The organism is Cellulomonas sp. NPDC089187 (genome assembly GCF_040685135.1).
GTDB lineage: Bacteria > Actinomycetota > Actinomycetes > Actinomycetales > Cellulomonadaceae > Cellulomonas.
The window spans coordinates 293,328-319,893 of record NZ_JBFBHI010000004.1 but is presented as its reverse complement, the minus strand read 5'-3'; the positions used below and the strand labels follow the sequence as shown (position 1 = coordinate 319,893).

31 protein-coding genes and 1 tRNA gene are annotated in these 26,566 nt (G+C 69.6%); 21 read left to right on the top strand and 11 right to left on the bottom strand.

The genetic code is table 11. The annotated features are described in order from the left end of the window. Positions 1–45: 45 nt before the first annotated feature. The 6 genes from AB0N78_RS12790 to AB0N78_RS12765 all read left to right on the top strand — a co-directional run bounded on the left by AB0N78_RS12790 (position 46) and on the right by AB0N78_RS12765 (position 7,567). The gene (locus tag AB0N78_RS12790; RefSeq protein WP_363390704.1) at positions 46–2,319 is read left to right on the top strand and encodes an excinuclease ABC subunit UvrA; all 2,274 of its coding nucleotides are present in this window, start codon (positions 46–48) and stop codon (positions 2,317–2,319) included. 96 nt (positions 2,320–2,415) lie between these two features. Beyond that, a complete protein-coding gene (locus AB0N78_RS12785) occupies positions 2,416–3,336 on the top strand; it encodes a cold shock domain-containing protein (protein WP_363390701.1) in 921 nt (306 codons plus the stop codon). Positions 3,337–3,540: 204 nt separating this feature from the next. After that, complete coding sequence (dnaK, locus tag AB0N78_RS12780) at positions 3,541–5,397, top strand: molecular chaperone DnaK (RefSeq protein ID WP_363390698.1); 1,857 nt, start codon at positions 3,541–3,543, stop codon at positions 5,395–5,397. Beyond that, on the top strand, positions 5,394–5,996 hold the full coding sequence (grpE, locus tag AB0N78_RS12775) for a nucleotide exchange factor GrpE (RefSeq protein WP_363390695.1): 603 nt from the start codon (positions 5,394–5,396) through the stop codon (positions 5,994–5,996). Before dnaK ends, grpE begins: the two co-directional genes overlap by 4 nt. A gap of 85 nt (positions 5,997–6,081) precedes the next feature. Beyond that, positions 6,082–7,071, top strand: coding sequence for a DnaJ C-terminal domain-containing protein (locus AB0N78_RS12770; RefSeq protein WP_363390692.1), 990 nt, complete (start codon positions 6,082–6,084; stop codon positions 7,069–7,071). Between the two features lie 61 nt (positions 7,072–7,132). After that, positions 7,133–7,567: a helix-turn-helix transcriptional regulator gene (locus AB0N78_RS12765; protein ID WP_363390689.1), complete on the top strand. Its 435-nt coding sequence runs from the start codon at positions 7,133–7,135 to the stop codon at positions 7,565–7,567. A gap of 52 nt (positions 7,568–7,619) precedes the next feature. Here the strand turns inward: AB0N78_RS12765 and AB0N78_RS12760 are convergent, their stop codons facing one another. Together AB0N78_RS12760 and AB0N78_RS12755 are read right to left on the bottom strand one after the other, a co-directional pair. Then, entirely contained in the window at positions 7,620–7,940 is a 321-nt protein-coding gene (locus AB0N78_RS12760; RefSeq protein ID WP_363390686.1) for a transcriptional regulator, read from the bottom strand. Continuing rightward, the gene (locus tag AB0N78_RS12755) at positions 7,933–8,391 is read right to left on the bottom strand and encodes a hypothetical protein (RefSeq protein ID WP_363390683.1); all 459 of its coding nucleotides are present in this window, start codon (positions 8,389–8,391) and stop codon (positions 7,933–7,935) included. Before AB0N78_RS12755 ends, AB0N78_RS12760 begins: the two co-directional genes overlap by 8 nt. A 499-nt stretch (positions 8,392–8,890) precedes the next feature. Here AB0N78_RS12755 and nrdH point away from each other — a divergent pair, with 499 nt between their 5' ends. The 6 genes from nrdH to AB0N78_RS12725 all read left to right on the top strand — a co-directional run bounded on the left by nrdH (position 8,891) and on the right by AB0N78_RS12725 (position 14,597). Further along, entirely contained in the window at positions 8,891–9,136 is a 246-nt protein-coding gene (gene nrdH / locus AB0N78_RS12750; RefSeq protein ID WP_363390680.1) for a glutaredoxin-like protein NrdH, read from the top strand. Between the two features lie 99 nt (positions 9,137–9,235). After that, a complete protein-coding gene (nrdI, locus tag AB0N78_RS12745) occupies positions 9,236–9,649 on the top strand; it encodes a class Ib ribonucleoside-diphosphate reductase assembly flavoprotein NrdI (RefSeq protein WP_363390677.1) in 414 nt (137 codons plus the stop codon). Beyond that, complete coding sequence (nrdE, locus tag AB0N78_RS12740) at positions 9,622–11,793, top strand: class 1b ribonucleoside-diphosphate reductase subunit alpha (RefSeq protein WP_363390674.1); 2,172 nt, start codon at positions 9,622–9,624, stop codon at positions 11,791–11,793. The genes nrdI and nrdE overlap by 28 nt, the downstream gene beginning before the upstream one ends. Positions 11,794–11,848: 55 nt before the next feature. After that, the gene (nrdF, locus tag AB0N78_RS12735) at positions 11,849–12,823 is read left to right on the top strand and encodes a class 1b ribonucleoside-diphosphate reductase subunit beta (protein WP_363390671.1); all 975 of its coding nucleotides are present in this window, start codon (positions 11,849–11,851) and stop codon (positions 12,821–12,823) included. A gap of 107 nt (positions 12,824–12,930) precedes the next feature. Then, complete coding sequence (locus AB0N78_RS12730; RefSeq protein WP_363390669.1) at positions 12,931–14,208, top strand: YihY/virulence factor BrkB family protein; 1,278 nt, start codon at positions 12,931–12,933, stop codon at positions 14,206–14,208. Between the two features lie 89 nt (positions 14,209–14,297). Next, positions 14,298–14,597: a DUF1540 domain-containing protein gene (locus AB0N78_RS12725; protein WP_363390666.1), complete on the top strand. Its 300-nt coding sequence runs from the start codon at positions 14,298–14,300 to the stop codon at positions 14,595–14,597. 176 nt (positions 14,598–14,773) lie between these two features. On the opposite strand, the gene AB0N78_RS12720 is transcribed toward AB0N78_RS12725, so the two are convergent. Further along, complete coding sequence (locus AB0N78_RS12720; protein WP_363390663.1) at positions 14,774–15,442, bottom strand: SDR family oxidoreductase; 669 nt, start codon at positions 15,440–15,442, stop codon at positions 14,774–14,776. A 240-nt stretch (positions 15,443–15,682) separates the two neighbouring features. Further along, positions 15,683–15,994, bottom strand: a complete 312-nt coding sequence (locus AB0N78_RS12715) for a hypothetical protein (RefSeq protein WP_363390660.1) — start codon at positions 15,992–15,994, stop codon at positions 15,683–15,685. Positions 15,995–16,076: 82 nt separating this feature from the next. Here AB0N78_RS12715 and AB0N78_RS12710 point away from each other — a divergent pair, with 82 nt between their 5' ends. Continuing rightward, a complete protein-coding gene (locus AB0N78_RS12710) occupies positions 16,077–16,241 on the top strand; it encodes a hypothetical protein (protein WP_363390657.1) in 165 nt (54 codons plus the stop codon). Positions 16,242–16,371: 130 nt separating this feature from the next. Here the strand turns inward: AB0N78_RS12710 and upp are convergent, their stop codons facing one another. Then, on the bottom strand, positions 16,372–17,007 hold the full coding sequence (upp, locus tag AB0N78_RS12705; protein WP_363390654.1) for a uracil phosphoribosyltransferase: 636 nt from the start codon (positions 17,005–17,007) through the stop codon (positions 16,372–16,374). Between the two features lie 198 nt (positions 17,008–17,205). On the opposite strand from upp, the gene AB0N78_RS12700 reads away from it, so the two are divergent. Continuing rightward, a complete protein-coding gene (locus AB0N78_RS12700) occupies positions 17,206–17,643 on the top strand; it encodes a nucleoside deaminase (protein ID WP_363391470.1) in 438 nt (145 codons plus the stop codon). A gap of 51 nt (positions 17,644–17,694) precedes the next feature. On the opposite strand, the gene AB0N78_RS12695 is transcribed toward AB0N78_RS12700, so the two are convergent. Next, the gene (locus AB0N78_RS12695) at positions 17,695–18,570 is read right to left on the bottom strand and encodes a Sir2 family NAD-dependent protein deacetylase (RefSeq protein ID WP_363391468.1); all 876 of its coding nucleotides are present in this window, start codon (positions 18,568–18,570) and stop codon (positions 17,695–17,697) included. A 141-nt stretch (positions 18,571–18,711) separates the two neighbouring features. Between AB0N78_RS12695 and AB0N78_RS12690 the strand changes: the two genes are divergently transcribed. From AB0N78_RS12690 to AB0N78_RS12675, 4 genes are all read left to right on the top strand, one after another. Beyond that, positions 18,712–18,801, top strand: a tRNA-Ser gene (locus AB0N78_RS12690). A 114-nt stretch (positions 18,802–18,915) separates the two neighbouring features. Continuing rightward, entirely contained in the window at positions 18,916–19,419 is a 504-nt protein-coding gene (locus tag AB0N78_RS12685) for a hypothetical protein (protein WP_363391491.1), read from the top strand. Continuing rightward, complete coding sequence (locus AB0N78_RS12680) at positions 19,347–19,583, top strand: hypothetical protein (RefSeq protein WP_363390651.1); 237 nt, start codon at positions 19,347–19,349, stop codon at positions 19,581–19,583. The genes AB0N78_RS12685 and AB0N78_RS12680 overlap by 73 nt, the downstream gene beginning before the upstream one ends. After that, the gene (locus tag AB0N78_RS12675) at positions 19,486–19,872 is read left to right on the top strand and encodes a DUF4304 domain-containing protein (protein WP_363391465.1); all 387 of its coding nucleotides are present in this window, start codon (positions 19,486–19,488) and stop codon (positions 19,870–19,872) included. The genes AB0N78_RS12680 and AB0N78_RS12675 overlap by 98 nt, the downstream gene beginning before the upstream one ends. A 73-nt stretch (positions 19,873–19,945) precedes the next feature. Here AB0N78_RS12675 and AB0N78_RS12670 read toward each other — a convergent pair whose 3' ends face one another. The 3 genes from AB0N78_RS12670 to AB0N78_RS12660 form a co-directional block, all read right to left on the bottom strand. Next, entirely contained in the window at positions 19,946–21,334 is a 1,389-nt protein-coding gene (locus tag AB0N78_RS12670) for a dicarboxylate/amino acid:cation symporter (RefSeq protein ID WP_363390648.1), read from the bottom strand. 94 nt (positions 21,335–21,428) lie between these two features. Further along, positions 21,429–21,515 carry a putative leader peptide gene (locus tag AB0N78_RS12665; RefSeq protein ID WP_363391462.1) on the bottom strand — a complete coding sequence of 29 codons (87 nt, stop codon included), beginning with the start codon at positions 21,513–21,515 and terminating at the stop codon, positions 21,429–21,431. A 59-nt stretch (positions 21,516–21,574) separates the two neighbouring features. Next, positions 21,575–21,997, bottom strand: coding sequence for an SRPBCC domain-containing protein (locus tag AB0N78_RS12660; protein WP_363390645.1), 423 nt, complete (start codon positions 21,995–21,997; stop codon positions 21,575–21,577). 139 nt (positions 21,998–22,136) lie between these two features. Between AB0N78_RS12660 and AB0N78_RS12655 the strand changes: the two genes are divergently transcribed. Together AB0N78_RS12655 and AB0N78_RS12650 are read left to right on the top strand one after the other, a co-directional pair. Continuing rightward, a complete protein-coding gene (locus AB0N78_RS12655) occupies positions 22,137–22,814 on the top strand; it encodes a response regulator transcription factor (RefSeq protein ID WP_363390642.1) in 678 nt (225 codons plus the stop codon). Further along, the gene (locus AB0N78_RS12650; protein WP_363390639.1) at positions 22,807–24,162 is read left to right on the top strand and encodes an ATP-binding protein; all 1,356 of its coding nucleotides are present in this window, start codon (positions 22,807–22,809) and stop codon (positions 24,160–24,162) included. Before AB0N78_RS12655 ends, AB0N78_RS12650 begins: the two co-directional genes overlap by 8 nt. A gap of 59 nt (positions 24,163–24,221) precedes the next feature. Here the strand turns inward: AB0N78_RS12650 and AB0N78_RS12645 are convergent, their stop codons facing one another. After that, a complete protein-coding gene (locus AB0N78_RS12645; protein WP_363390636.1) occupies positions 24,222–25,061 on the bottom strand; it encodes a hypothetical protein in 840 nt (279 codons plus the stop codon). A 109-nt stretch (positions 25,062–25,170) separates the two neighbouring features. On the opposite strand from AB0N78_RS12645, the gene AB0N78_RS12640 reads away from it, so the two are divergent. Then, on the top strand, positions 25,171–26,112 hold the full coding sequence (locus AB0N78_RS12640; protein WP_363390633.1) for a zinc finger domain-containing protein: 942 nt from the start codon (positions 25,171–25,173) through the stop codon (positions 26,110–26,112). A gap of 4 nt (positions 26,113–26,116) precedes the next feature. On the opposite strand, the gene AB0N78_RS12635 is transcribed toward AB0N78_RS12640, so the two are convergent. After that, positions 26,117–26,557, bottom strand: coding sequence for a GNAT family N-acetyltransferase (locus AB0N78_RS12635; RefSeq protein WP_363390630.1), 441 nt, complete (start codon positions 26,555–26,557; stop codon positions 26,117–26,119). Positions 26,558–26,566: the final 9 nt, after the last annotated feature.

Genomic DNA, 26,566 nt, shown 5'->3' with positions numbered 1-26,566 from the left:
CGACCCGTCGCCGCGTCCGTACCCAGCCCCCGCCGAGGAGCAGTCGTGACCGAATCCATCGTCATCCGTGGTGCCCGAGAGAACAACCTTCAGGATGTCGATCTGGAGGTCGCCAAGCGCCGGTTGACCGTCTTCACCGGGGTATCCGGGTCGGGCAAATCATCGCTGGCCTTCGACACCATCGCCGCCGAGTCGCAGCGGTTGTTGAACGAGACCCACAGCGCCTTCGTGCAGAACTTCCTGCCGCAGTCCGCGCAACCGGATGCCGACTCGATCACCGGACTCACCGCATCGATCGTGGTGGACCAGGAGCCGATGGGCGGCAACATCCGGTCCACGGTCGGCACCGCCACCGATGCGTACACGATGCTGCGCCGGATCTGGGCGCGTGCCGCTGAGCCCGTCCTCGGCACGCCCACCGCGTTCAGCTTCAACGACCCGCGGGGCTGGTGTCCGACCTGTGAGGGCGCCGGCACTGTCGCCGCCATCGACGAGGATGCGCTGCTGCACCCCGAGCTCAGCCTCAACGACGGGGCCATCGACTTCCCGAACTACCAGGTCGGCGGCTGGTACTGGAAGGGATTCGCCGACACCGGGTGGTTCCCGGTGGACGTGCCGACCCGGGAGTTCACCCCGGAACAGCGCAAGCTCCTGCTGTACGGCCCGGACCAGCCCGAGGGCAAGAAGGCCAAGCCGATCAAGGTCGACGTGGGCGGCATGTCCCTGTCCTACGAGGGGCTGATCCCCAAGCTGCGCCGCTCCGCGCTGAGTAAGAACCTCGACCAGCTCCAGGGTCACGTTCGCGCCGCCGTCGAGCGGATCTCCACCCGGGGTGCCTGCCCAGAGTGCGGCGGTGCTCGGATCAACGCCGCCGCCCGGTCCAGCCTGCTCGGCGGCCGCAGCATCCACGACTGCACCACCATGCAGGTCAGCGAGCTCGCCGCCTGGAGCCGCGGCCTCGACGCCCCGCAGGTCCAACCCCTGCTCGACGGCTTGGCTGATCGGCTTGATGACCTGGTCCGGATCGGACTGGGCTACCTGAGCCTCGCCCGGGAGAGCACCAGCCTGTCCGGTGGCGAGTCCCAGCGCGTGCGAATGGTGCGCCATCTCGGCTCCGCGCTCACCGACGTCACCTATGTCTTCGATGAGCCGAGCACCGGCCTGCACCCGCACGACGTGCACCGGATGAACGAGTTGCTGCGCGCGCTGTGCGACAAGGGCAACACCGTCCTGGTCGTCGAGCACAAGCCCGAGGTCATCGCGATCGCCGACCAGGTCATCGATGTCGGCCCCGGTGCGGGTGGTGCCGGCGGTCGCATCGTCTACCAGGGGGATGTGGCCGGGCTGCGTACCTCCGGCACCCTGACCGGCGAGCACCTGAGCCGGCACCAACCGCTCAAGACCGACCCGCGCACCCCCACCGGCACCCTGCCGATCCGGCACGCCACCCGGCACAACCTCCGTGATGTCGACGTCGACATCCCGACCGGTGTGCTGGTCGCGGTCACGGGTGTCGCGGGCTCCGGCAAGAGCTCACTGATCCGCGGTGTCCTGCCCGCCCAACACCCTGATGCCGTCGTCGTGGACCAGGCCACCACCCGTGGTTCCCGCCGGTCCAACGCCGCCACCTACACCGGCATGCTCGACCACATCCGCAAGGCTTTCGCCAAAGCCAACGGCGTCAAGCCCGCCCTGTTCAGCGCCAATTCTGAGGGTGCTTGCCCGGCCTGCGGCGGACTCGGCGTCATCTACACCGAACTCGGCAGCTTCGAGTCGGTGAAAACCCCCTGCGAGACCTGCGGTGGACGCCGATTCACCCAGGAGGTGCTCGACCTGACCCTGCGTGGCCGGTCCATCGCCGACGTGCTGGAGATGCCCGTGGTCGAGGCCCGCGACTTCTTCACTGAGAAGCCGATTGCCGCCATGCTCACCGCCCTGGACGACGTCGGCATCGGCTACCTCACCCTCGGTCAGCCGCTGTCCACCCTGTCCGGTGGCGAACGCCAGCGCCTCAAACTCGCCATCGAACTCGGCTCACCCGCCGACCTCTACATCCTCGACGAGCCGACCTCCGGCCTGCACATGGCCGATGTCGACCGCCTGATCGGCCTGCTCGACCGGTTCGTCGACGCTGGGTCGACCGTGATCGTGATCGAGCACAACCTGGACGTCATCTCCCGCGCGGACCACGTGATCGACCTCGGACCGGGCGCTGGGGTGGAGGGCGGGCAGGTCGTGTTCACCGGCTCGCCCGCGGAGCTGGTGCGCGCGGAAGGCTCGCTGACCGGCGCGGCGCTGGCGGAGCGGTTCGCCCGCTGACCGGCGCTCCAGTGGCGACGGGCACGTTGTACTCCGAGCAGTCCGAACGGGGGACACTGGACCACAGCAATCGTCACCACCACGAGGAGCAACACCGTGCCCCAGGGAACCGTCCGTTGGTTCGACACCGAGCGAGGCTTCGGCTTCATCGCGCCCGCCGACAGCACAGATGACGTGTTCGTCCATGCCTCGGAGGTCATCGGTCAGGACGGCCCGGTGGTGCTGCGCGAGGGGCAGGCCGTCGAGTTCGAGATCGGCGAGGGCGACCGCGGCCCCCAGGCTCGCCGGGTGCGCGTCACCGGTGACGTGGCCGCGGATGCCACCCTCGGGGTCCTCGGCACGGTGAACTGGTACGAGCCGGCCAAGGGCTACGGCTTCCTGACCCGCGATGACGGTCAGGGTGAGATCTTCGCGCACAGCTCGGCCATCGTCGGCGGCGGTGTGCTCACCGAGGGTCAACCGGTTGCGTTCCTGGTGATCGACGGGGAGAAGGGTCCCCAGGCGGACCACGTGCTCCCGCTCGCCGCCGGTTCCGGCTCTGCGGGGTCCGGGCCGGTCGCCCGCAATGACGGCGCGGACGGCACGGTGAACTGGTACGACGCGGGTAAGGGTTTCGGCTTCATTACCCCGGACTCCGGGGATCAGGACGTCTTTGTGCACGCTCGGGCGCTGTCCGGTGGCCTTGACGATCTCGCCGAGGGCGACCGGGTGAGTTACCGGACCTCCGAGGGTGAGAGGGGCGCGCAGGCCCAGGGGGTGCGGTTGGTCGGCGGCCCGGCGCGTCGTGAGCGCGGACGGTCGGAGCGCGGCCCGGTCCGCGGTGGCCGGGGTGTGGTGGCGCGATTTGATGCGGATCGCGGCTTCGGGTTCATCACGCCCGACGACGGCGGGCAGGACCTGTTCGTGCACGTGTCGGTCGTCCGCGACGGGGAGCCGCTGTACGAGGGCGACCGGGTCCGGTACCAGGTGCGTCAGAGCGACCGGGGCCCGCAGGCGGACCGGGTCGAACTGGCCTGAGTGCCTGCGCGTCCTGAGCGTGTGCCACGCGCAGGAACATTTTCGCCTTCCCCGGAGTTGAGCCAGGCAGACTCAAGTTCACCCCGTCGGAGTTGCCACCCGCGCCAACCCGACGCAGACTTGAGCCCAGACGACTCAAGGCGTCACCCCGACGCCGTACAGACGCTCAGACCTGACACAGCAGGACGAAGGAAGGCATCAGACATGGCACGTGCAGTCGGCATCGACCTCGGTACCACCAACTCCGTCGTCGCAGTCCTCGAGGGTGGCGAGCCCACCGTCATCGCCAACGCCGAGGGCTCGCGGACCACCCCGTCCGTCGTGGCGTTCTCCAAGACCGGCGAGGTGCTGGTCGGTGAGGTCGCCAAGCGGCAGGCCGTCACCAATGTGGACCGCACCATCAGCTCGGTGAAGCGCCACATGGGCACCGACTGGGCCACGGACGAGATCGACGGCAAGAAGTACACCCCGCAGGAGATCAGCGCCCGCGTGCTGGGCAAGCTGAAGCGCGACGCCGAGGAGTACCTGGGCGAGCCGGTCACCGACGCGGTGATCACCGTCCCGGCCTACTTCAACGACGCCGAGCGCCAGGCCACCAAGGACGCCGGTCAGATCGCCGGTCTGAACGTGCTGCGGATCGTGAACGAGCCGACCGCCGCCGCCCTCGCCTACGGTCTGGAGAAGGGCAAGGAGGACGAGCTCATCCTGGTCTTCGACCTGGGTGGTGGCACCTTCGACGTCTCCCTGCTCGAGGTGGGCAAGGATGACGACTTCTCCACCATCGAGGTCCGCGCGACCTCCGGTGACAACCGCCTCGGTGGCGACGACTGGGACAACCGGATCGTCGACTGGCTGGTCTCCCAGGTGAAGAACTCCAGCGGCGTGGACCTGTCCAAGGACAAGATCGCCGTGCAGCGTCTGCGTGAGGCTGCTGAGCAGGCCAAGAAGGAGCTGTCGTCTGCGACCAGCACCAACATCAGCCTGCAGTACCTCTCGATGAGCGAGAACGGCCCGATCCACCTGGACGAGAAGCTCACCCGGGCGCAGTTCCAGGAGATGACCAAGGACCTGATCGAGCGCACCAAGGCGCCGTTCAACGCCGTGATCCGTGACGCCGGCATCAAGCTGGCCGACATCGACCACGTTGTGCTGGTCGGTGGCTCCACCCGGATGCCCGCGGTGACCGAGGTCGTGCGTGAGCTGACCGGTGGCCGCGAGCCGAACAAGGGCGTGAACCCGGACGAGGTCGTGGCCGTCGGTGCCGCGCTCCAGGCCGGTGTCATCAAGGGCGACCGCAAGGACGTGCTCCTGATCGACGTCACCCCGCTGTCCCTGGGCATTGAGACCAAGGGTGGTGTGATGACCAAGCTGATCGAGCGCAACACCGCGATCCCGACCAAGCGCAGCGAGATCTTCTCGACCGCGGAGGACAACCAGCCGTCGGTGCTGATCCAGGTGTTCCAGGGTGAGCGCGAGTTCGCCCGGGACAACAAGCCGCTGGGCACCTTCGAGCTGACCGGCATCGCCCCGGCACCCCGTGGCATGCCGCAGATCGAGGTCACCTTCGACATCGACGCCAACGGCATCGTGCACGTCTCCGCCAAGGACCGGGGCACCGGCAAGGAGCAGTCGATGACCATCTCCGGCGGCTCCGGTCTGCCGAAGGAGGAGATCGACCGCATGGTCAAGGAGGCCGAGGCGCACGCGTCGGAGGACAAGAAGCGTCGTGAGGAGGCGGAGACCCGCAACTCCGCCGAGCAGCTGGTCTACTCCACGGAGAAGCTGCTCACCGACAACGACGACAAGCTCGGCGACGACGTCAAGACTGAGGTTCGCTCCGCGCTCGACGACCTGAAGAAGGCGCTCGAGGGGGAGGACCTGGCCGAGGTCACCGCCAAGCAGTCCGCCCTGGTCACCGCCAGCCAGAAGATCGGTGAGGCGCTGTACGCCCAGAACCAGGACGCCGAGCAGGCTGCCCCCGCCGGTGAGCCGGAGTCGCAGAGCTCCGACGACGACGTGGTGGACGCCGAGATCGTCGACGACGAGGGTGACAAGAAGTGACCGAGGACCACGGCGAGGACACCCCTCGCTTCACCGACAAGCGCCGCGTCGACCCGGAGACGGGTGAGCTGCGTGAGCCGACGCCGGAGGAGCAGGTGCTGGCGGAGGCCGAGGCCGCGGTCAACGGTGGCGGCGAGTCGACGTCGGAGGCGCTGTCCGAGGCGGAGCAGCTGGCGGCCGAGCGACTGGACGAGCTCCAGCGCCGGAACGCCGACTACTACAACCTCGAGCAGCAGTACTCGGCCTACGTGAAGCGGTCCAAGTCCGAGGCGCTGGTCGCCCGCGATCAGGGGGTGGCATCGGTCGCGGAGGCGCTGATCAGCGTGCTGGACGACATCGAGCTCGCCCGGCAGCACGGCGACCTCACCGGCCCCTTCGCGTCCATCGCGGAGAAGCTGGAGTCGACCCTCGGCCGGTTCGGCATCGAGCGTTACGGCGCGGCGGGCGAGATCTTCGACCCGACGGTGCACGAGGCGCTCATGCACGGGCACTCCGCCGAGGTCACCGAGCCGACCGTGCAGCAGGTGCTGCAGCCCGGTTACCGGATGGGCGAGCGAATCATCCGCGCCGCCCGGGTGGCCGTGGTCGACCCGGAGTGACCGCGAGCATCAGCAGCACCCGGCCGTCGCGGCCCCGCATGGGGACCCCGACGGCCGGGTCACCGACTCATCGAGGGGAGGCGTCATGAGCGGTCAGGACTGGCTGGAGAAGGATTTCTACGGCGTGCTCGGCGTCCCCAAGGACGCGGATGCGGCCACCATCAAGAAGGCCTACCGCAAGCTCGCGCGGACCATGCACCCGGATCACAACCCGGGCGATGCGCAGGCCGAGGCGAAGTTCAAGGAGGTCGGCGAGGCCTACGCGGTGCTCTCCGACCCCGAGCAGCGTCAGCAGTACGACCAGCTGCGGGCGATGGCCGGGGGCGCGCGCTTCCAGGCCGGTGGCGCGGGCGGGTCGGCCGGTGGTGCCGGGTTCGAGGACCTGTTCGGCGGCATGTTCGGTGGCGCGGGTGCGCCCGGGGGCTCCCGGGTCCGCTTCGGCACCGGCGGAGGCGGCGGCGGGTTCGAGGACATCCTTGGCGGGATGTTCGGCGGTGGCGGGGGTGGCTTCGGTCAGTCGCGCAGCCGTCGGGGCACCGACCTGTCCGCGGTGACCACCCTGCCCTTCCGCCAGGCGGTCGAGGGCTCCACCGTCACGCTGGGCGTCGAGGGTCGGACCGTCAAGGCCCGGATACCCGCCGGAGTGCGTGACGGTCAGAAGATCCGACTGCGGGGCAAGGGTCGACCCGGCGAGGGCGGTGGACCCGCCGGTGATCTGGAGGTCACGGTCAAGGTCACCCCGCACCCGGTGTTCGCCCTGGACGGCACGAACCTGCGGGTGACCCTGCCGGTGACCTTCGACGAGGCCGCACTCGGTGCCCAGGTCCAGGTGCCCACCCTGGACGGCAGCACCGTCACCATGAAGATCCCCGCCGGCACCCCGTCCGGTCGCACCCTGCGACTCAAGGGTCGGGGCATCACCACCAGCTCCGGCACCGGCGATCTGCTGGCCACCGTGCAGGTCGTCGTGCCTCAACGGCTCGACGGTGCCGCCAAGGAGGCGGTGGAGGCCTTCCGCGCCGCCACCGCCGGTCAGGACCCCCGTGCCGAGCTGATCGCCGAGGCCGGGAAGTGACATCCGCCGCGGGGCATCCCACCCGGTGCCCCGCGGCTCAGTCGTGAAGGAGGGGAGTCGGATGCCCGCGGAGAACGCCCAGGTCTACGTGATCTCGGTCGCCGCCGAACTCGCCGGCATGCACCCCCAGACCCTGCGCCAGTACGACCGGCTCGGTCTGGTGTCCCCGGCCCGTACCCGTGGGCGGGGCCGCCGGTACTCACTGCGGGACATCGCCACCCTGCGCGAGGTGCAGCGCCTGTCTCAGGAGGAGGGCATCAACCTCGCCGGGATCAAGCGCATCCTCGATCTGGAGGCGGAGGTCGAGCGGCTGTCCGCCCAGGTCGACTACCTGCGCGGGCTGGCCGAACCCGGTCGTCGGGTGTTCACCGCCCACCCCTCCGGGGATGTGGTCGCCATCGGGCGCAGCCGCCGTCGTCGTGCGATGGCCGACCGGACCGGTGAGCTGGACCGGACTGACCGGGACGCCCGCGCCATCGTGCTCTGGCGGCCCTGACCGGCCACAGGATCGACTGACCGGAAACCTCACTCGACTCCGCGGTCTGTCGTCACGCTCCGGACGGCAACCCGGCGATCTCCCGCAGCGCGCGCATGTGCCCGTCGAAGGCGCGCTGCCCCGCCGGGGTCAACGACAGCCACATCACCCGCCGCGCGTCGTCGCGATCCGCGGAGGCCGCCTTGGTCGCGGATACATACCCGGCCGCCGTCAGCACCTTGAGGTGTTTGGACAACGACGCATTCGAGACGTCGAGCGCATCGCGCACCCGCCCGAAGTCCACCGCGTCGACCGGTCGCAGTAGCCCGCAGATCCGCAGTCGCAGCGGCGGGTGCACGATCTCATCGAATCGCGCGTCGAGCGGCTCAGCCACGACGCAGCTCGGCGACGGCGGAGCGCAGCGCCACCCCAGACAGCCAGGTGGTCAGCCCGAAGGCGCACAGGCTGGTCAGTGCCACCGCCCACGCCGCGCCCAGGGATACCAGCCCGAGCGACACGCTGAACAGCACCAGGCAGCCGATCACCAGCGCCGTCACCGCCCCACCCGCGCGGGTACCCATCGAGCGGAACCGGATGCCCAGTTCGCGTCGGACCAGATGTGCGATCACCAGCACCCCGAGCAGGGCCAACCAACTGGACGCCGGTGCCCGATAGCCCGCACCCGGCTCGGTCCCGGCAGCACTGCCGACCCACCAGGCCGCAGCAGCGCCGAACCCGGCCATCAGGGTCCACGGCACCCGCGCCCGGTCAACCAGCTGCGCGCGGTCCGCGGCCAGTGCGTCCAGCGCCCGCGCCGCCTCGTCCGGGTCGAAGTCTCTTTCCATGCGGGAAACATAAAAGAGAGTTGCCCGATGGGCAAGTGACCGCCGCGCGGCGCATGTCCGAATCCGCCACTCCAGACCCTTCGGGCCGACACGCCCGTGTTGCCCGACACGCCGACGTTCGAGTGACCTGCGCGGCACTCCGGGGCTGTGCAGAGGTCGTCCCCAGATCCACCTCACCCTGTGGATGAACGACGTCCTGCCTGGTGTTTCAGAGGGAGTCCGTGTCAGTGCCCGGGGATAGCCTGTGGATGACGTGGGGATGACGGAACGACATCCGTGTAACACCAGTCCTTGTGTTCGGTAGCGGCGTGCACCACTAGGTGTAGTGTTCCCACTCGTCGCCCGGCACCAGGCCCGAGAGACCGGCACAGACCCCACGAGGGCCGCCGGAGGACCGAGGAAGACCAGCGCAGGCGACACGAGAGACCACAGCAGTGCCGACCCACCCACGGGTGCGGAGCACACCGATCAAGCAGCGCAGACATTCGGGGAGAACGCGATGACCATCACCGTCTACAGCAAGCCGTCGTGCGTCCAGTGCAACGCGACCTACCGCGCCCTGGACAAGGCCGGTCTGCCGTACGAGGTCGTGGACATCACCGAGGACGCGGACGCCCGCGACTACGTCATGTCGCTCGGCCACCTGCAGGCCCCGGTTGTCGTGGCCGACGGCCAGCACTGGTCCGGCTACCGCCCCGACCAGATCAAGGCCCTCGCCGAGCAGTCGGCCGCCGTCGTCGCCTGACGACTCCCTGAGACCTCGGGTCGCCCGTCCCTCCAACGGGCGGCCCGACTCTCTTTTCCCAGCCGTACACGATCCACCGGGGCGAAGGGGGATCGAGCGATGAGCTCACTGGTCTACTTCTCCAGCGTCTCGGAGAACACCCGCCGGTTCGTGGACAAGCTGGACATCGAGGCGGAGCGGATCCCGCTGCGCCCCTCAGAGCCCTTCCTGCACGTCCAGGACCCCTATGTGCTGGTGGTCCCGACCTACGGCGGCGGCAACGAGGGCGGGGCGGTCCCGAGGCAGGTAGTGAAGTTCCTCAACGACGAGGCGAACCGTTCCCTCATCCGCGGCGTGATCGCGGCCGGGAACACCAACTTCGGCAGTGCGTACTGCATCGCCGGGGACATCATCGCGGCGAAGTGCCAGGTCCCGTACCTGTATGCCTTCGAGCTCATGGGAACGACCGAGGACGTCCAGCGCGTCCGAAAGGGATGGGGACGATTTTGGCAGCGACAGTCACAGATGGTCTGACCGACGCCACGGGCGTGGTCGGCAGCATCTCTCTGGACCAGGACTACCACTCGCTCAACGCCATGCTGAACCTGTATGGCAAGGACGGCGAGATCCAGTTCGACAAGGACCGGGAGGCGGCGCGGCAGTACTTCCTGCAGCACGTCAACCAGAACACCGTCTTCTTCCACTCGCTGGAGGAGAAGCTGGACTACCTGGTCGAGAACAAGTACTACGACCCTGCGGTCCTCGCGCAGTACAGCCCGGAGTTCATCAAGGCGCTCTCCAAGCAGGCGTACGCGCACAAGTTCCGGTTCCAGACCTTCCTCGGCGCGTTCAAGTACTACACGTCGTACACACTGAAGACCTTCGACGGGAAGCGCTACCTGGAGCGGTTCGAGGACCGGGTCTGCATGGTCGCCCTGACCCTGGCCGCCGGTGACGAGAAGTTCGCCTCCCAGCTGGTGGACGAGATCATCTCCGGACGGTTCCAGCCGGCCACCCCGACCTTCCTCAACCTCGGCAAGGCGCAGCGCGGCGAGCCCGTGTCCTGCTTCCTGCTGCGGATCGAGGACAACATGGAGTCGATCGCCCGCGGCATCAACTCCGCCCTGCAGCTGTCCAAGCGCGGCGGTGGCGTGGCCCTGCTGCTGTCGAACATCCGTGAGCACGGCGCCCCGATCAAGCACATCGAGAACCAGTCCTCCGGTGTCATCCCGGTGATGAAGCTGCTCGAGGACTCCTTCTCCTACGCCAACCAGCTCGGCGCGCGCCAGGGTGCCGGTGCGGTGTACCTGCACGCCCACCACCCGGACATCATGCGGTTCCTCGACACCAAGCGGGAGAACGCGGACGAGAAGATCCGGATCAAGACCCTCTCGCTGGGTGTCGTGATCCCGGACATCACCTTCGAGCTGGCCAAGAAGAACGAGGACATGTACCTGTTCTCGCCGTACGACGTCGAGCGCGTCTACGGCAAGCCCTTCGCCGACATCAACGTGTCGGAGGAGTACCACGCGATGGTGGACAACGGGCAGATCCGCAAGAAGAAGATCAAGGCCCGCGACTTCTTCCAGACCCTGGCGGAGATCCAGTTCGAGTCCGGCTACCCGTACATCCTGTTCGAGGACACCGCGAACAAGGCGAACCCGATCAAGGGCAAGATCACCCACTCGAACCTGTGCTCGGAGATCCTCCAGGTCTCGACCCCGTCGACGTTCAACGAGGACCTGTCCTACGACCACATCGGTCGGGACATCTCCTGCAACCTGGGCTCGATGAACATCGCGCTGTCGATGGACTCCCCGGACTTCGGCCGCAGTGTCGAGGTCGCGATCCGCGCCCTGACCGCCGTCTCCGACCAGACCTCCATCGAGTCGGTGCCGTCGATCAAGCGGGCCAACAACGGTGGGCACGCCATCGGCCTGGGCCAGATGAACCTGCACGGGTACCTCGCCCGGGAGCGCGTGTTCTACGGCTCCGAGGAGGGCATCGACTTCACCAACATGTACTTCTACACGGTGGCCTTCCACGCGATCCGGGCCTCCAACAAGCTCGCCATCGAGCGTGGCCAGTCGTTCCTCGGCTTCGAGGACTCGACCTACGCCAGCGGCGAGTACTTCGAGAAGTACACCTCTCAGGTGTGGGAGCCGGCCACCGACCGGGTGCGCCAGCTGTTCGCCGACGCGAATGTGCACATCCCCACCCAGGACGAGTGGCGTGAGCTGGCCGAGTCGGTCAAGGCGCACGGTCTGTACAACCAGAACCTGCAGGCCGTCCCGCCGACCGGTTCCATCTCGTACATCAACAACTCGACCTCCTCGATCCACCCGATCGTGTCCAAGGTCGAGATCCGCAAGGAGGGCAAGATCGGCCGGGTGTACTACCCCGCGCCGTTTATGACCAACGACAACCTGGAGTACTACCAGGACGCGTACGAGATCGGCTACGAGAAGATCATCGACACCTACGCGGCGGCCACCCAGCACGTCGACCAGGGCCTGTCGCTGACGCTGTTCTTCAAGGACACCGCCACCACCCGTGACATCAACCGCGCCCAGATCTACGCCTGGCGCAAGGGCATCAAGACGCTCTACTACATCCGCCTGCGGCAGCTGGCGCTGGAGGGCACCGAGGTCGAGGGCTGCGTGTCCTGCATGCTCTGACACGCGCCACAATGACCAGCAGTACGGGGGATGAGACGAGAATGAGGAAGCACTGATGGCGGAGAAGCTCAAGCTGATCGACCGGGTCCAGGCGATCAACTGGAACCGGCTCGAGGACGACAAGGACCTCGAGGTCTGGGACCGGCTCACCGGGAACTTCTGGCTCCCGGAGAAGGTGCCGCTGTCCAATGACATCCAGTCCTGGGCGACCCTGACCGATGTCGAGAAGGAGATGACGACCCGGGTCTTCACCGGTCTGACGCTGCTCGACACCATCCAGGGCACCGTCGGCGCCGTCAGCCTGATCCCGGACGCCCTCACCCCGCACGAGGAGGCGGTGTACACCAACATCGCGTTCATGGAGTCGGTGCACGCCCGCTCCTACTCCTCGATCTTCTCCACCCTGATCTCCACCCGGGAGATCGACGAGGCGTTCCGCTGGTCCGAGGAGAACCCCGCCCTGCAGAAGAAGGCGGAGATCGTCCTCAACTACTACCGCGGTGACGACCCGCTCAAGCGGAAGGTCGCCAGCACCATGCTGGAGTCCTTCCTGTTCTACAGCGGCTTCTACGCCCCGATGTACTGGTCCTCCCGGGCCAAGCTCACCAACACGGCCGACCTGATCCGTCTGATCATCCGCGACGAGGCCGTGCACGGGTACTACATCGGCTACAAGTTCCAGAAGGGGCTCGAGTCGGCGTCGCCGGAGCGCAAGCAGGAGCTGAAGGACTACACCTTCGAGCTGCTGTTCGAGCTCTACGACAACGAGGTCGAGTACACCCAGGACCTCTACGACCCCCTGGGCCTGACCGAGGACGTCAAGAAGTTCCTGCGCTACAACGCCAACAAGGCCCTGATGAACCTGGGCTACGAGGCGCTGTTCCCCCGGGACGAGACCGACGTCAACCCGGCAATCCTGTCCGCCCTGTCCCCGAACGCGGACGAGAACCACGACTTCTTCTCCGGGTCGGGCTCCTCCTACGTGATCGGCAAGGCCGTGAACACCGAGGACGAGGACTGGGACTTCTAAAGTCGCTGAATCACGCATGACGATGCCCCCGCCGGTCGCCGCCGACGGGGGCATCGTCATGTCCGCCACAATGGTCCGCAGCCACCCGCACCGCCCGAAGGGACCCCATGCCCGCAGCCGTGATCGCCACCGGGCTGCTGCTGTCCGTCCTGGCCCGGCGCTCGGCGTGGGTGCGTGACCGGCTGCCCACCGCCGCCACCACCATCCTCACCTGGACCATCGCCGGACTGACCGCGCTGGCGTTGGCGGGCCGGAGCGCGGGGTGGGGCCGCACTGTGGTGGGTGTGGTGGTGGCGACCGTCGGGGGAGTGCTCGCGGTGCTGGCCACCGGCTGGTTGGTCGGGCGGGTGCGCGGTCCGCTGGCGCGGCGACGGGAACGCCATGCGGACGATCCGCCGTTCAGCCGCCGGGTGATCGCCTGGGCGGACCGGCACCCGGTGCAAGTGCGGGGTCGGAACGTGCTGGCGTTGGCGGTGCGCTCGGTGGTCCGGGCCGGGGAGGTCCGGGTGACTGGGCTGGCGGCGGAGATGACGTACTACGCGCTGATCTCGCTGGTGCCCATCGCCACCGCACTGGGTGCCAGCCTTGGGTACCTGCGGCCACTGATCGGCGACGCCCAGGTCGATGAGCTGCGGGCGCAGGTGGTCGATGGACTGACCACGATCTTCGCCCAGCAGCTCGCCACCGACGTGCTGGCCCCGCTGGTCGACAGCCTGTTGGACGAGCAGCGCGGCGGGTTCGCCATCGGGGCGTTGGTCGTGACGCTGTACCTGGCCAGTCGGGTGTTCCGGGCGGCGGTGCGGGCGCTGGACGACGCCTACCGGGTGGAGTCCCGCCGGAACTGGATCGCGCAGTACCTGTTGGGCTTCGCGTTCACCATCGGGGCGCTGATCACGGTGGTGACGGTGCTGCTGCTGGTGGTCGTCGGACCGTTGTTCGGGAGCGGGACCGAGCTGGCGAACCGGTGGGGCCTGGGCGGGTTCTTCCGGACCGCGTGGGACGCGCTGCGCTGGCCGACCGTGGCGGTGGTGACCGTCGCGTTCCTCACCCTGCTGTACCGCTATGCGCCGCGGGTGCGTGTGACCTGGCGGCGCTGTCTGCCAGGGGCGGTGGTCGGGGCGCTGGGCGTGTTGCTGGTGTCGAGCGGGTACACGCTCTACATCCGGCTCGCGGTGCCGAACACCCCGGAGGTCGAGGCCGGCAGCGGAGTGATGGTGCAGGCGGCGGCGCAGATGTTGGGGTTGGTGCTGGCCGGGGCGCTGTGGATCTGGCTGTGCAGCATGGCAGTGCTGCTCGGTGGCGTCGTCAACGCTGAGGTCGACGTGGCGCGGCGAACCAATTCTGCGGATGACACCGCAGGTCAGGCGGCAGAAACCGTCGAGTGAGCCAGGCCTTCCTTGCTATACAGCACCCGACCGCGCGCCTACCGTCGGGAAGGTCAGCCGCAACGCCCCCACGTCCCCCGGGAGAAGCCATGAGCACCCTCGCCGATCTTCCGGCCATCACCGAGTGTTCGGTGGCCGGCTGCTCCTACAACCACGACCACGCCTGCGGTGCCGCCGCGATCACCGTGGGCGCCGGTGGCTCCGACGCCCAGTGCGCCACCTTCATCCCGTTGAACATCAAGGGCGGGTTGGACCGGGTCGTCTCGCATGTGGGTGCCTGCCAGCGCGTGGACTGCACGCACAACACCTCGCTGGAGTGCGGCGCGGACTCGGTGCGGATCGGTGCCGGGCACGACACCGCCGACTGCCTCACTTACGCGAAGGCCTGAGCCCCCCGCTCGATCCGGCCCGCGACGGCCGCCACCCCTCGCCGGGTGGCGGCCGTTCCTCTGTCCGTGGCCGGTGCGAGGGCGTGGTTCATGACGCCTTGACCGCGCCTCGTGTCGCCATGAACCCGGCGCTTGGCTACCGCCCGGCCGGGTGCGGGGCTGTTCGTGCGTGCCGGTCAGTCCTCGGTCTCGAGCAGTGCCGCAACCGCGGCGGCGATGGGCGTCGGCCCTTCGGACAGCTCGACGGTCAGCCCGGCGGTGCGCGGCTCATCCGCCAGCGCGACGAGCACCGCCGCCACGTCGTCCCGGGTGACCTGCCCGCGCGGGATATCCGGCCCGAGCCGCACATGTCCGGTGCCGGTGTCGTCGGTGAGCGCGCCCGGTCGCAGGATCGTCCAGTCCAGCGTCGACCGTCCGCGCAGGTCCTCCTCTGCGGCGGTCTTGGCCCGCAGGTACGCGGCGAACACCTCATCGGTGCCCTCCGGCGGTTCCGCACCAGCGCCCACCGAGGACACCAGCAGGTAACGCCGAACTCCGGCCTGCTCGGCGGCGTCGGCCAGCAGCCCGGCGGCGGCGCGGTCGACGGTGTCCTTGCGGTCGGCACCGCTGCCCGGACCGGCCCCGGCGGCGAAGACCACCGCATCCACTCCGTCCAGGTACTCGGCCAGGGTGGCGGCGTCCGACTGCTCCAGGTCGATCACCACCGCGGTGGCCCCGTCGGCCTCGACATCGGGCACGTGGTCGGGATTGCGGACCAGGGCGACGGGGGAGTCCCCGCGATCCGCGAGCAGGCGGCTGAGTCGCCGCGCGATCTGTCCGTGTCCTCCGGCGATGGCGATGCGCATCCCGCCACCGTAGGCCGCGCACCGGTGGGCCGCGCGCCAAGCCTCTGTCCATCGTGCCTGGGAGTGGATGCAGAACGGCCGCCCGCTGCCGGGGGCGTGGCTGCGGGCGGCCGTAGGACTCTCACGCTAGGCCGGTCCAGAGGTGACTAGGGCGTTCTGGGCGGCACCTAAGTGGTGACCGCGAGGGCTGTGCGGTGCAGCCGGGGGTCCTCTAAGTGCCGATCGGGCACTAGGCAGGGGTCACGCGGGCTCCGCCACGGGGGAGTCCGGACCGGACTCCAGTGGTCGCAGCCGGGCCAACCGGTCCCGCAGATCCCGCACATCGTCGCTGCCGGTGCCGGGCACCAGGGACAGCGCGGTGTACGTCTCTGCGGTGGGCAGCAGGTCTCGCGCCAGATCACGCAACGCCTCCGCCACCTCGGCCAGCTCCGCGGCGCGCCCGTCGCCATCGGTGCCGTTGAGGCCCACGTACAGCACGAATCCCGCCCGGGCGGTCGGACCAGCGCTGACCGCGCCAGACCGCGGCAGGGCGGCCTCCTCACGCACCGTCATGGTGCGTTCGGCACGGGACGGGGACGTTCCATGCCCGGCCGAGCGCCGCTGAGCAGATGCGACCGGAGGGTGACGATGTGCCATGAAAGGCTCCGAGGGTGAGGGTGGCCGCAGCCTCACGGGTGGGGCGGCCGGATGCGGTGGTCAGGTGGCGTCGGTGCGGGTGTTCAGCGGGGAGCTGTTCAGCGCCAACAACGCGGAGTTCGCCGAGAAAATCGGCATACCGACCCCGGATACGCGCGCATGACGAGGGACGCCGGATGGGCGTCGGTCATGCGGAACGGGGTGGTGACCACGGACCGATGCTCTCAGGCGATCGGCCGCGCACCAAGGGATATCCACCGATCATCTCGGCGGATGAGACGAGCGAGGTCGGCTCAGACCACGCCGTAGAGGCGGTCGCCGGCGTCGCCGAGGCCCGGGACGATGTACGCCTTCTCGTTCAGGTGATCGTCCACCGCGGCCACCACGATCTTCACGTCCACCCGGTCGCCCACGGCCTCCTCGACCACCTTCAGGCCCTCCGGGGCGGCCAGCAGGCACACCGCGGTGACATCCCGCGCGCCGCGCTCGAACAGGTAGTCGATGGCCGCGACCAGGGTGCCGCCGGTGGCGAGCATCGGGTCGATCAAGAAGCACTGACGTCCGGTCAGATCGTCCGGCAGGCGGTTGGCGTAAGTGACGACGTCCAGCGTCTCCTCGTCGCGCTGCATCCCCAGGAACCCGACCTCCGCGGTCGGCATCAGGCGGGTCATCCCGTCGAGCATGCCCAGCCCGGCGCGCAGGATCGGCACCACCAACGGCAACGGCTCAGCGATCTTCACACCGGTGAACGGGGCCACCGGGGTCTGGATGTCGACCGGGGCGGTCCGCACCTCACGGGTCGCCTCATAGGCGAGTAGCGTGACCAGCTCGTCGACCAGCTTGCGGAACGTCGGGGACGAGGTGTCCTTATTCCGCAGGACGGTCAGCTTGTGAGCGACCAGGGGGTGGTCGGCGACGTGCAGGCGCATGGCCCACAACCTACAGGGCGACCGCCACGGGCCGAACGTCCCAACGTCCCGGGCTACTCATGAGTAACCATGGATTCAGGCGATGACGGTGCCGACCGCCCCCCTGCCGGTACCGTCATCGCCCTTCCAGGTCCGCGGATGCGTCACGATGGCGTGGTGCGTCTGCCCCTCTTCGCCCGACCTGACGATCTCACCGCGATGGGCCTCGCCCTGACCGAGGCTGCTGCCTGCCTGAGCACGGGGGATGTGCCGGTCGGTGCCGTCGTGCTCGGACCGGACGGTGACGTGGTCGGTGCCGGCCGCAATCGTCGCGAGGCCGAGGGTGATCCCACCGCCCACGCCGAGGTGCTGGCCTTGCGCGCCGCCGCGCACACCCTGGGACGCTGGCGGCTGGACGACTGCACCCTGGTCGTCACCCTCGAACCCTGCGTGATGTGCGCCGGGGCGACCGTGCTCGCCCGGATACCGCGTCTGGTGCTCGGTGCCTGGGACCCGAAGGCCGGGGCGTGCGGGTCGCAGTGGGATGTGGTGCGCGACTCGCGGCAGAACCACCGGGTCGAGGTGGTCGGAGGGGTGCGGGAGGACGAGTGCGCAGCGATCCTGCGGGAGTTCTTCGCGGCACACCGCGACGGGTGACGCCCGCGGGTACGCGCGGCACCCTGGACCCCGACCGCGGCGAGCGACGGTCTAGAGCCGGTCGGCCAGCAGCACCAGACTCTCCGACGCCCCCGCGTCCCAGGTCAGCGTTGCCAACGGGTCCCCCCGGGTCGCGCCGCGGTTGAGGATCACGATCGGCTTGCCCGCCTCGGACGCGCGCCGCACGAACCGCAGCCCGGACTGCACGGTCAACGACGATCCCGCGACCAGCAGCGCATCCGCCTCGTCCACCAGCGCGTACGCCTCTGCCACCCGCGGCGCGGGCACCGTCTCCCCGAAGTACACGATCTCCGGCTTCAACATCCCGCCACACAGGCCCGGGCCACCGTCCGGGTCCGGCTGCCAGCAGTCCGCCACCACAAAGTGCTGGGTCTTCTCGATCACCGCGTCGGCGTCCGGTGCGATCTCGACGTCCTCCACCGCACCGATCGACTCCACGAAGCCGGGGTTCAACGCCTCCAGGCGGTCGGCCATCTCCTGCCGGGACACCACCCGATGACAGCGCAGGCAGATCACTCGGTCATAGCGCCCGTGCAGGTCGATCACCCGCCGCGACCCGGCCTCCTCATGCAGCAGGTCGACGTTCTGCGTGATGACACCCAGCACCGTGCCGTGCGCCTCCATCGTGGCCAGCGCCCGGTGCCCGGCATTCGGCTCGCTGCGGTGCAGGAACCGCCAGCCGACGTGGTTGCGCGCCCAGTAGTGCCGCCGGAACGACTCGTCCCCGACGAACTGCTGGTACGTCATCGGAGTGCGCGGAGGCGAGTCCGGTCCGCGGTAGTCCGGGATGCCTGAGTCGGTGGACACGCCCGCGCCGGTCAGCACTGCCAGCGGGTGCCCGCGCAGCAGCTGCACCACCTGATCCGCGTCGGCGGGGTGCGGGCGGGTGGTGGGGGCGGTCCAGATCACGACTCACGGTACGTCCGGGGTGTCGCCTGAACAGTGCGGGTTTGCTCAGGGCTGAGCGAGTGGGAGCAGGGTCACAGCCGGTGCTCGCCGGGGCCGGTTCGGAGCGGAGGCGATCCATCGGCTAGACTCCCCGACCGAGGTAGCGTGTCCGAGCGGCCTAAGGAGCACGCCTCGAAAGCGTGTGTGGGTGAAAGTCCACCGTGGGTTCAAATCCCACCGCTACCGCCACAACGAAAGCCCCCGCCCGGTGTGAACCGGACGGGGGCTTCGTCGTGCGGGGGTCGGTGATCCCGAGTTCCCCCGTCGGGATCCTCTCTGGTGCGCCTTTGGCACCATGTGCCCATGGACGCGCACTTCTCGCAACGCGAGGACGGACAGGTCGACATTGATCTCGGTCCGGAGTGGGTGCTCGTCACTGAGGCGCTGAACGACTGCGTCTCGTCCTTGCCGCCCCGAGGTGCCGAAGAAGCCGCGCCGTCGCCCTACTGGGTCGACGTCACGCTGGACGCCCTGGACTCAGCCGTCGCCTCGGAGAGCAGTCGGCCATTCATCTGGGGGAACTCCACGCTGATGCGCCTGAAGGGTGGTCGAGTCGAAGCGCGCGATGAGTACGACGACGAGGACATCGACGGGCAGTTCCTCGATGTGGAGACCCTCCGAAGCCTCCTGGTCCGGTGGCGTCGCCACATCGTCCGGTCTGCTGCGGTGGGCAACCGCTGCTCTTCCCGAGACCTATCGACGCAATCCGATGCCCGACCACCAGGCGTGACGCCGTGTCCGCCGCCGCAGTCGGCGGGGCCGCCCACGCGTTCAGCGCCCCGCACCCCGCCATCGCGCACCTTGTAACCTCGCCGCGTGACCACCGCACAGGAGCGCTTCCGGGCCGTTGTTCGGGATCGACTCGCCCCCGGATTGCGCGCGATGGGGCTGCGTGGGTCCGGGCAGATCTACACACTCCCCAGCGAATCGTGCTGGGCTCAGCTCGGTATCCAGCGCAGCACCTGGAGTGACCAGGACGCGGTCGATTTCACGGTCAACCTGAGTGTGATCAGCACAGCTGCGTGGGCAAGGGCCGTCGAGGAGAACCCGAGCCTGGGCGCGAAGCCGTCGCCGAACACGTACTCGCTGTCCCGCGAGCGGTTCCAGCAGCGGATCGGTCGAGCGGCCGGCGGCGGGGATTACTGGTGGCGGCTCACGGCGGACGGGCGCGATGAGGCCGCGACGTGCGACGACTTCTTGACGATGGTCGAGGCCCACGGTCTGCCCGTGCTGCGACGCGAGGTCGAAGCTCGACGCTGAACGGTTCTCCCCGCATGACCGAACCCCCGCCAGGCATGACCTGGCGGGGGTTCAGTCGTCAGTGGTCGGTCGCCTATCGCGCCCCGACGGCCTCCAACTCCGACTCCACCTCATCCGTGAACAGGTCGCTCGCCTCGGCGCGGTCGTACTGCGCTTGATCGAGGATCCCCTCCCGCTTGGCGACGATGGTCGGTACCAGCACCTGCCCGGCGACGTTCACCGCGGTGCGTCCCATGTCGAGGATCGGGTCGATGGCCAGCAGCAGCCCGACCCCGGCCAGCGGAAGCCCGAGGGTGGACAGAGTCAGGGTCAGCATGACGATGGAACCGGTGAGTCCGGCGGTGGCCGCGGACCCGACGACGGAGACGAAGGCGATCAGCACGTAGTCGAGCAGCGACAGGTCGATGCCGAAGATCTGCGCGACGAAGATCGCGGAGATGGCCGGGTAGATCGAGGCGCAACCGTCCATCTTGGTGGTAGCGGCCAGCGGCACCGCGAAGGAGGCGTACTCGGCGGGGACGCCGAGGTTGCGCTCGGTGACTCGCTGGGTGACCGGGAGGGTGCCGATGGAGGAGCGGGAGACGAAGGCCAGCTGGATGGCGGGCCAGGCACCGCGGAACCAACGCCCGATGGCCAGGCCGTTGCTGCGCAGGATCACCGGGTAGACGACAAAGAGCACCAGCGCCAGGCCGACGTAGATCGCGATGGCGAACCGGCCGAGGGAGGCGAGGGAGTCCCAGCCGTAGGACGCGACGGCGTTGCCGACCAGGCCGAGGGTGCCGAGCGGGGCCAGGCGGATGACCCACCAGAGCACCTTCTGGATGACGACCAGCGCGGAGCGGACGAACCCGAGGAACGGGTCCGCCTTGGGTCCGACGCGCAGCACGGCGATGCCGATCACGATGGCAACGACGATGATCTGGAGCACGTTGAAGCTGACCGAGGTGGAGGCGGTGCCGTCCTCGGCCAGGGAGGTGCTGGCGCCGAGGCCGAGCACATTGCCCGGGATCAGACCGTCCAGAAAGTCCAGCCAGGACCCGGTGCGCCCGGGCTCAGCGCCATCGGCGATGGTCAGCGAGGTGTGCCGTCCGGGCTGGAGCAGCAGACCCAGGCCGATGCCGATCAGCACGGAGACCAGTGCGGTGATCGCGAACCAGAGCAGGGTCTGGACGGCCAGGCGCGCACCGTTGGCGACGTTTCGCAGGTTGGCGACCGAGGCGACGATGGCGGCGAAGATCAGCGGCGGGACGATGGCCCGCAGCAGGGTGACGAAGGACGACCCGAGGGTGTCGAGGGTGGTGGTCAGCCAGTTCGGCGACTCCGCGTCGGTGCCGGCATTCACCGGGCCGAGGGCCAGCGCGAGCCAGCCGAGGGCGACACCGAGGACGAGGGCGGCGACGATCTGGACGCCGAAGTTGCCCAGTGTCGAGCGGACACGGGAGCGTGGGGCGGTCGAGGACATGCGTGGGTCCCTCCTGGGCGCACGAGGGCGCGCCCGGATGGTCGTGAAGGTGGAGGCCGCGCGCGTGGGCGCGACGAAGGGCCGGAGGTGACCGTCAGGCGGTCACGGGGCGGCGACACAGGGCGCTGGCGACGCGCCGGAGATCGACGGCGCGGCGGGTGCTGAACAGCCAGCTGCGCATGCGTGATCTCCCCTCGTGGCGTGTGTGCGTGCACACCATAGGGCACTTCGGGCGATTCTTCAGCCGGTGACCAGCTTCTCCAGGGTGTCGAAGAACGCCTGGTAGCCCGCGTTGACCTGGGCGTACTCCTCGGTGGACAGCCCCGCACCGGTCTGGAACATGGTCATCGTCGTGGTGCCGTGCGACTCGGTGAAGTGCACGGTGACCAGTGCCCGGGCGGGGTGCTCCGGCTCATCGGTGAGGGTGAGCACCAGTCGCGCGGGCGGATCGAGCTCCAGGAACTCGCCTACCCAGTGCTTCACGCTGCCGTCCGGCAGGTGCATGGTGGCTGACCAGCGACCTCCGGTGCGCACATCCTGCTTGAGGTCGGCGACCGGCACGGATTCGGTGCCGAACCACAGGGCGAACTCCGGCCCGGTCCAGGCCCGCCAGAGGCGCTCGCGGGGGACGGGGAAGGTGCGGACGACGGTGGTACCGGACATCGTTGTCTCCGATCCGTTGCGGCTGCTCACCCGCACGGTAGCGAGCACGGACGGCGACTGCGCGTCCGTGCTACTCAATCCGCCCGCGAGAGCCCCCAGTGGGCCCGGATTGGCACGGTGCTGCTGGCAGCGTGGGCGCATGCGAGTGCTGGTGGTCGAGGACGAGGAGCGCTTGGCTGCGGGGCTGCGCACCGGGTTGGAGGCCGAGGGCTTCGCGGTGGATGTGGCGGACAACGGCACCGACGGGCTGTGGCTCGCGCAGGAGAACCAGTACGACGCGGTGCTGCTGGACCTGATGCTGCCCGGGCTGGACGGCTACCAGGTGTGTCGACGGCTGCGCGAGGCGGGCTGTTGGGTGCCGGTGGTGATGCTGACCGCGATGGGGGAGATCGAGGATCAGGTCGAGGGGCTGGAGTCCGGTGCCGACGACTATGTGACCAAACCCTTCGCCTTCCCGGTGCTGGTGGCGCGGCTGCGGGCGCTGATCCGCCGGGGCGCTCCGGAACGACCGGTGGTGCTGACCGCGGGCGATCTGAGCTTTGACCCCGCGTCCCGCCGGGCGATGCGGGGGGATGTCGATCTGCGACTGACCGCCCGGGAGGCCGCGGTGCTGGAGCACCTGATTCGCCGACCGGACACCGTGCACACCAAACGGGACATCGTGGCCGGGGTCTGGGACGACGACTTTGACGGGGACCCGAACATCGTGGAGGTATACATCCGCCGACTGCGGGCCAAGGTCGACGAGCCGATGGGCCGCAATGCGATCCGCACAGTGCGGGGCGCCGGGTACGTGTTGGACGGTCGCGGTGGCTGAGCGCGGCGGGATGTCGGTGCGGGCCCGGACGACGCTGGCGGCGGCTGCGGTGGTCGGTGTGGTGCTGGTGCTCGCGGTGGCGCTGGGGCTGCGCTACCTGAGCGCGTCGCTGACCGGCGAGGCACAGGCGATGGCCGAGGCCCGGGCACTCGCGGTGGCCGATCAGCTGGAACGTGGCGGACACCTGTTGACCGTGGTCGACCTGGACGACCCGGAGGAACTGGTCCAGGTGGTTGACGCGCAGGACACCGAGGTCGGCGCAAGTGCCAGCGGACGTGGGCTGCCGGTGCTGACCTCGCTGGGCGCAGACCGGATCAGCGTGCGCGAGGCGGACGGCAGCGCACGCTCCTACGTGCTGGCCACAGCCACGATGGCCGACGACGCGGAGGCCGCTGATCTGCGCGGGGGCACCGTCGTGGTCGGTCGGGCACTGGACAGCACTCAGCAGGTGCAGGTCGGTGCGACCATCGCTCTGGTGGCGGGGGCTGCCGCGCTGCTCGCACTGGTGACCGGCACGACCTGGTGGCTGGTCGGTCGTGCGCTGCGCCCGGTGGAGCGGATGCGGGAGCAGGCGGATGCGATCTCGCACCGGCAGCTCGACCTGCGCCTGCCCACCCCTGCCGGTGACGACGAGGTCGCCCGACTGGCCCGCACCCTGAACGCGATGCTCGACCGGTTGGACAGCTCTGCCCGGGCCCAGCGCCGATTCGTCTCCGATGCCTCGCATGAGCTGCGCACGCCCTTGAGCGTGATCCGGCAGAACGCCGAGCTGGTGCTGGCCTACCCCGACCGGGTGGACACCGCGGAACTCTCCCGTGGCACGGTGGCCGAGGTCGAGCGGATGCGGGAACTCGTCGACGGTCTGCTGGTGCTGGCCCGCTCCGACGAGCAACGTCTGCGACCGGGCCGCACCCCGGTGGATCTGGACGACCTGCTGCTGGCCGAGGCGAGCCGACTGCGCGCCGCAGGCCGGGTGCGGGTCGACATCTCCGGCGTGGGCGCGGTGCAGGTGCCCGGCGACCCCGCACTGCTGGCTCGCGCGGTCCGCAACCTGGCCGACAACGCCGCCCGGCATGCCACCGGCCTCGTCACCCTGCGGTGCGCGGAGGTCGACGGCTGGGGGGTGCTGGACGTCGACGATGACGGGGCGGGGGTGCCGGAGCCGGAGCGGGCCCGGATCTTCGACCGGTTCGTGCGACTGGACGAGGCACGGGCGCGGGACACCGGCGGGTCCGGGCTGGGGCTGGCGATCGTGCGCGAGGTGGCGCAGGCGCACGGCGGGGACGTCCGGGTATGCGAGTCCCTGACCGGTGGCGCGCGGTTCCGGCTGCGGCTGCCGCTGGGCTGACGCCGGACACGGCAGAGCCCCGCGGAGTCGTCCGCGGGGCTCTGCCGAAGGGGCGGTGCTCAGTGGTGCCACTGCTTGACGGCGACCACCTGGAAGTCGGCGTCCAGGTAGACCTCCATCTCCATCCGATCGGCGCGGGTGACCTCGATCTCGTACTGGTGGGTGGGGTCGTCGCTGTACTCGGCGGCGGTGATGGTGCCCTCGCCGCCGGCGGCCTGCATCGCTGCGGCGGCGGCCTTGGTCAGGGTGTCGCCGAACAGCTCGATGTCGTCGTTCTGGGCGATGGCGACATCGACGGTGCCGGGGTCGGCGGGGGCGGCACCCGAGCCCTGGCTGGTGTCGGTGCCACCGCTCTGGTCCGCGGTGCCGGTGCCGGTATCGGTGCCGCCGGTCGTCCCGCTGCTGTCGGTGCCCCCGGTGGTGCCGGAGCCGTTCTGCGCCGTGCCGTTCTGGCCGGTGGTGTCCGCTGCGGTGACGCGCTGGACCACCACGTCCTCGCCGCCCCGGCCGATCAGCACACCTGCGCCGACCGCGCCGCCGAGCAGCAGCACACCGGCCACTGCGCCACCGATCAGCCACGGGGTGCGATTGCGGCGGACCGGAGCAGCGGGGGCGGCGGCCATCGCGGTGGGCTGCGGGGCCGGGCCGGCGGCGAAGGTCTGCTGCGGTGCGGCCTGTCCGGTCGGGGCCGCGGCGGGGGCGGCCTGTCCGGCTGGGGTCGCGGCAGGGGTTGCCTGTGCGGCGGAGGTGGCGCCCTGGGTGGCCGGGGTAGCGGACGAGGCCGGTGCCTCGGTGCCGTGTGCGCTGTCCGCGGCGACGGGCATCGCCTCGGTGGGGGTCGGGGTGATCGCCTGGGTGGCGTCGTCGGAAGGCTGGGGGGTCGTCTGGTCGTTGCTCATGACCGGAACCATGCCGGGCGTTGGCTGAACGTCACCTGACAGCACCTGAACGCCCGCTGACAGGCGCGTGCGACCCGTGCGCGTGGGCGGTGCGGCCTAGCCTGAGCTCATGCCCGAGGGTCACACCGTCCACCGCATCGCCCGTCAGTTCGCCCGCGACTTCGTGGGTCACCGCCCAGCGGTCAGCTCGCCACAGGGCCGGTTCGCCGCCGGGGCCGCGCTGCTGGATGGGCGGGAGCTGCTCAGCTCGGCGGCGGTCGGCAAGCAGCTGTTCCTGACCTTCGACGGCGGTCAGGTGCTGCGGGTGCATCTGGGGCTGTACGGGGCGTGGGACTTTCTCGGGGCGGTGTCGCCGCTGGGCGACGGGTCGAGTGCGGTGGCGAGTCTGGGCGCGCCACGGGTGCGTCGGCGGATGGGTGAGAGCGAACGCGCGGCGGAGCTGGCGGCGGAGGACTTTCCGCCGGAGCCGGTCGGGCAGGTGCGGGTGCGGTTGGCCACCGAGTCCACGGTGGCGGACCTGCGCGGGCCCACCGCCTGCGAGGTGCTGGACCCGACGGCGGCGGCTGCGGTGCTGGACCGGCTCGGGCCGGACCCGGCGGTGGAGGCCGATGTGCTGGGTGCCTTCGGTCGCGAGTCGAGCACGGACCCGGGCCGTCAGGTGGTCGAGGCGGTGACCAAGCGCCGGACGCCGGTGGGGCAGCTGCTGATGGATCAGGCGGTGGTGGCTGGGATCGGGAACATCTACCGGGCGGAGCTGCTGTTCCGTGCCCGACTGGACCCGCACACCCCCGGGCGGGCGGTGCCGGCGGAGACGGTGCGGGCGCTCTGGGACGACTGGGCGGTACTGCTCGAGGACGGCATTCGCACCGGGGTGATGCTGACCCGGGAGGATCTGGACGCCGAGGGCCGGGCCGCCGCGCTGGCGGACCAGTCGATCCGGCACTGGGTGTACGGCCGGGCCGGGGAACCGTGCCGGGTGTGCGGCACGCATGTCGTCGTGGAGGAGATGGCCGGGCGCAAGCTTTACTACTGCCCGGCCTGCCAGTCCTGACCGGTCAGGGCGTCCGGATCATCGGCACGTGCGGGATGCCGTCCTCGTCATAGGTGGCACCGTCCCGGACGAACCCGTATCGGCCGTACCAGTGCTCCAGGTGCTCCTGGGCGTGCAAGTGGATGGTGCTGTCGGGGCCGCACAGCTCGATGCCACGTTCCAGCAACCCGCCGGCCACCCGTCGACCCCGGGCCGCCGGTGCGGTCGCCACTCGTCCGATCGCCGGGCTATCCGAACCGTGCCGTAGCACCCGGATGCAGCCCAGCACCTCGCCGTCCTCCTCGGTCCACACGTGCAGGGTGTCCGGGAGCATGTCCTGACCGTCCAACTCCGGGTACGGGCAGGTCTGCTCGACCACGAACACGTCCACTCGGAGCCGGAGCAGGGCGTACAGCTCGGCGGCGGTGATCTGGTCCGAGCGGCGGACGACGGTGCGGAGAGTCACCCGCGCAGC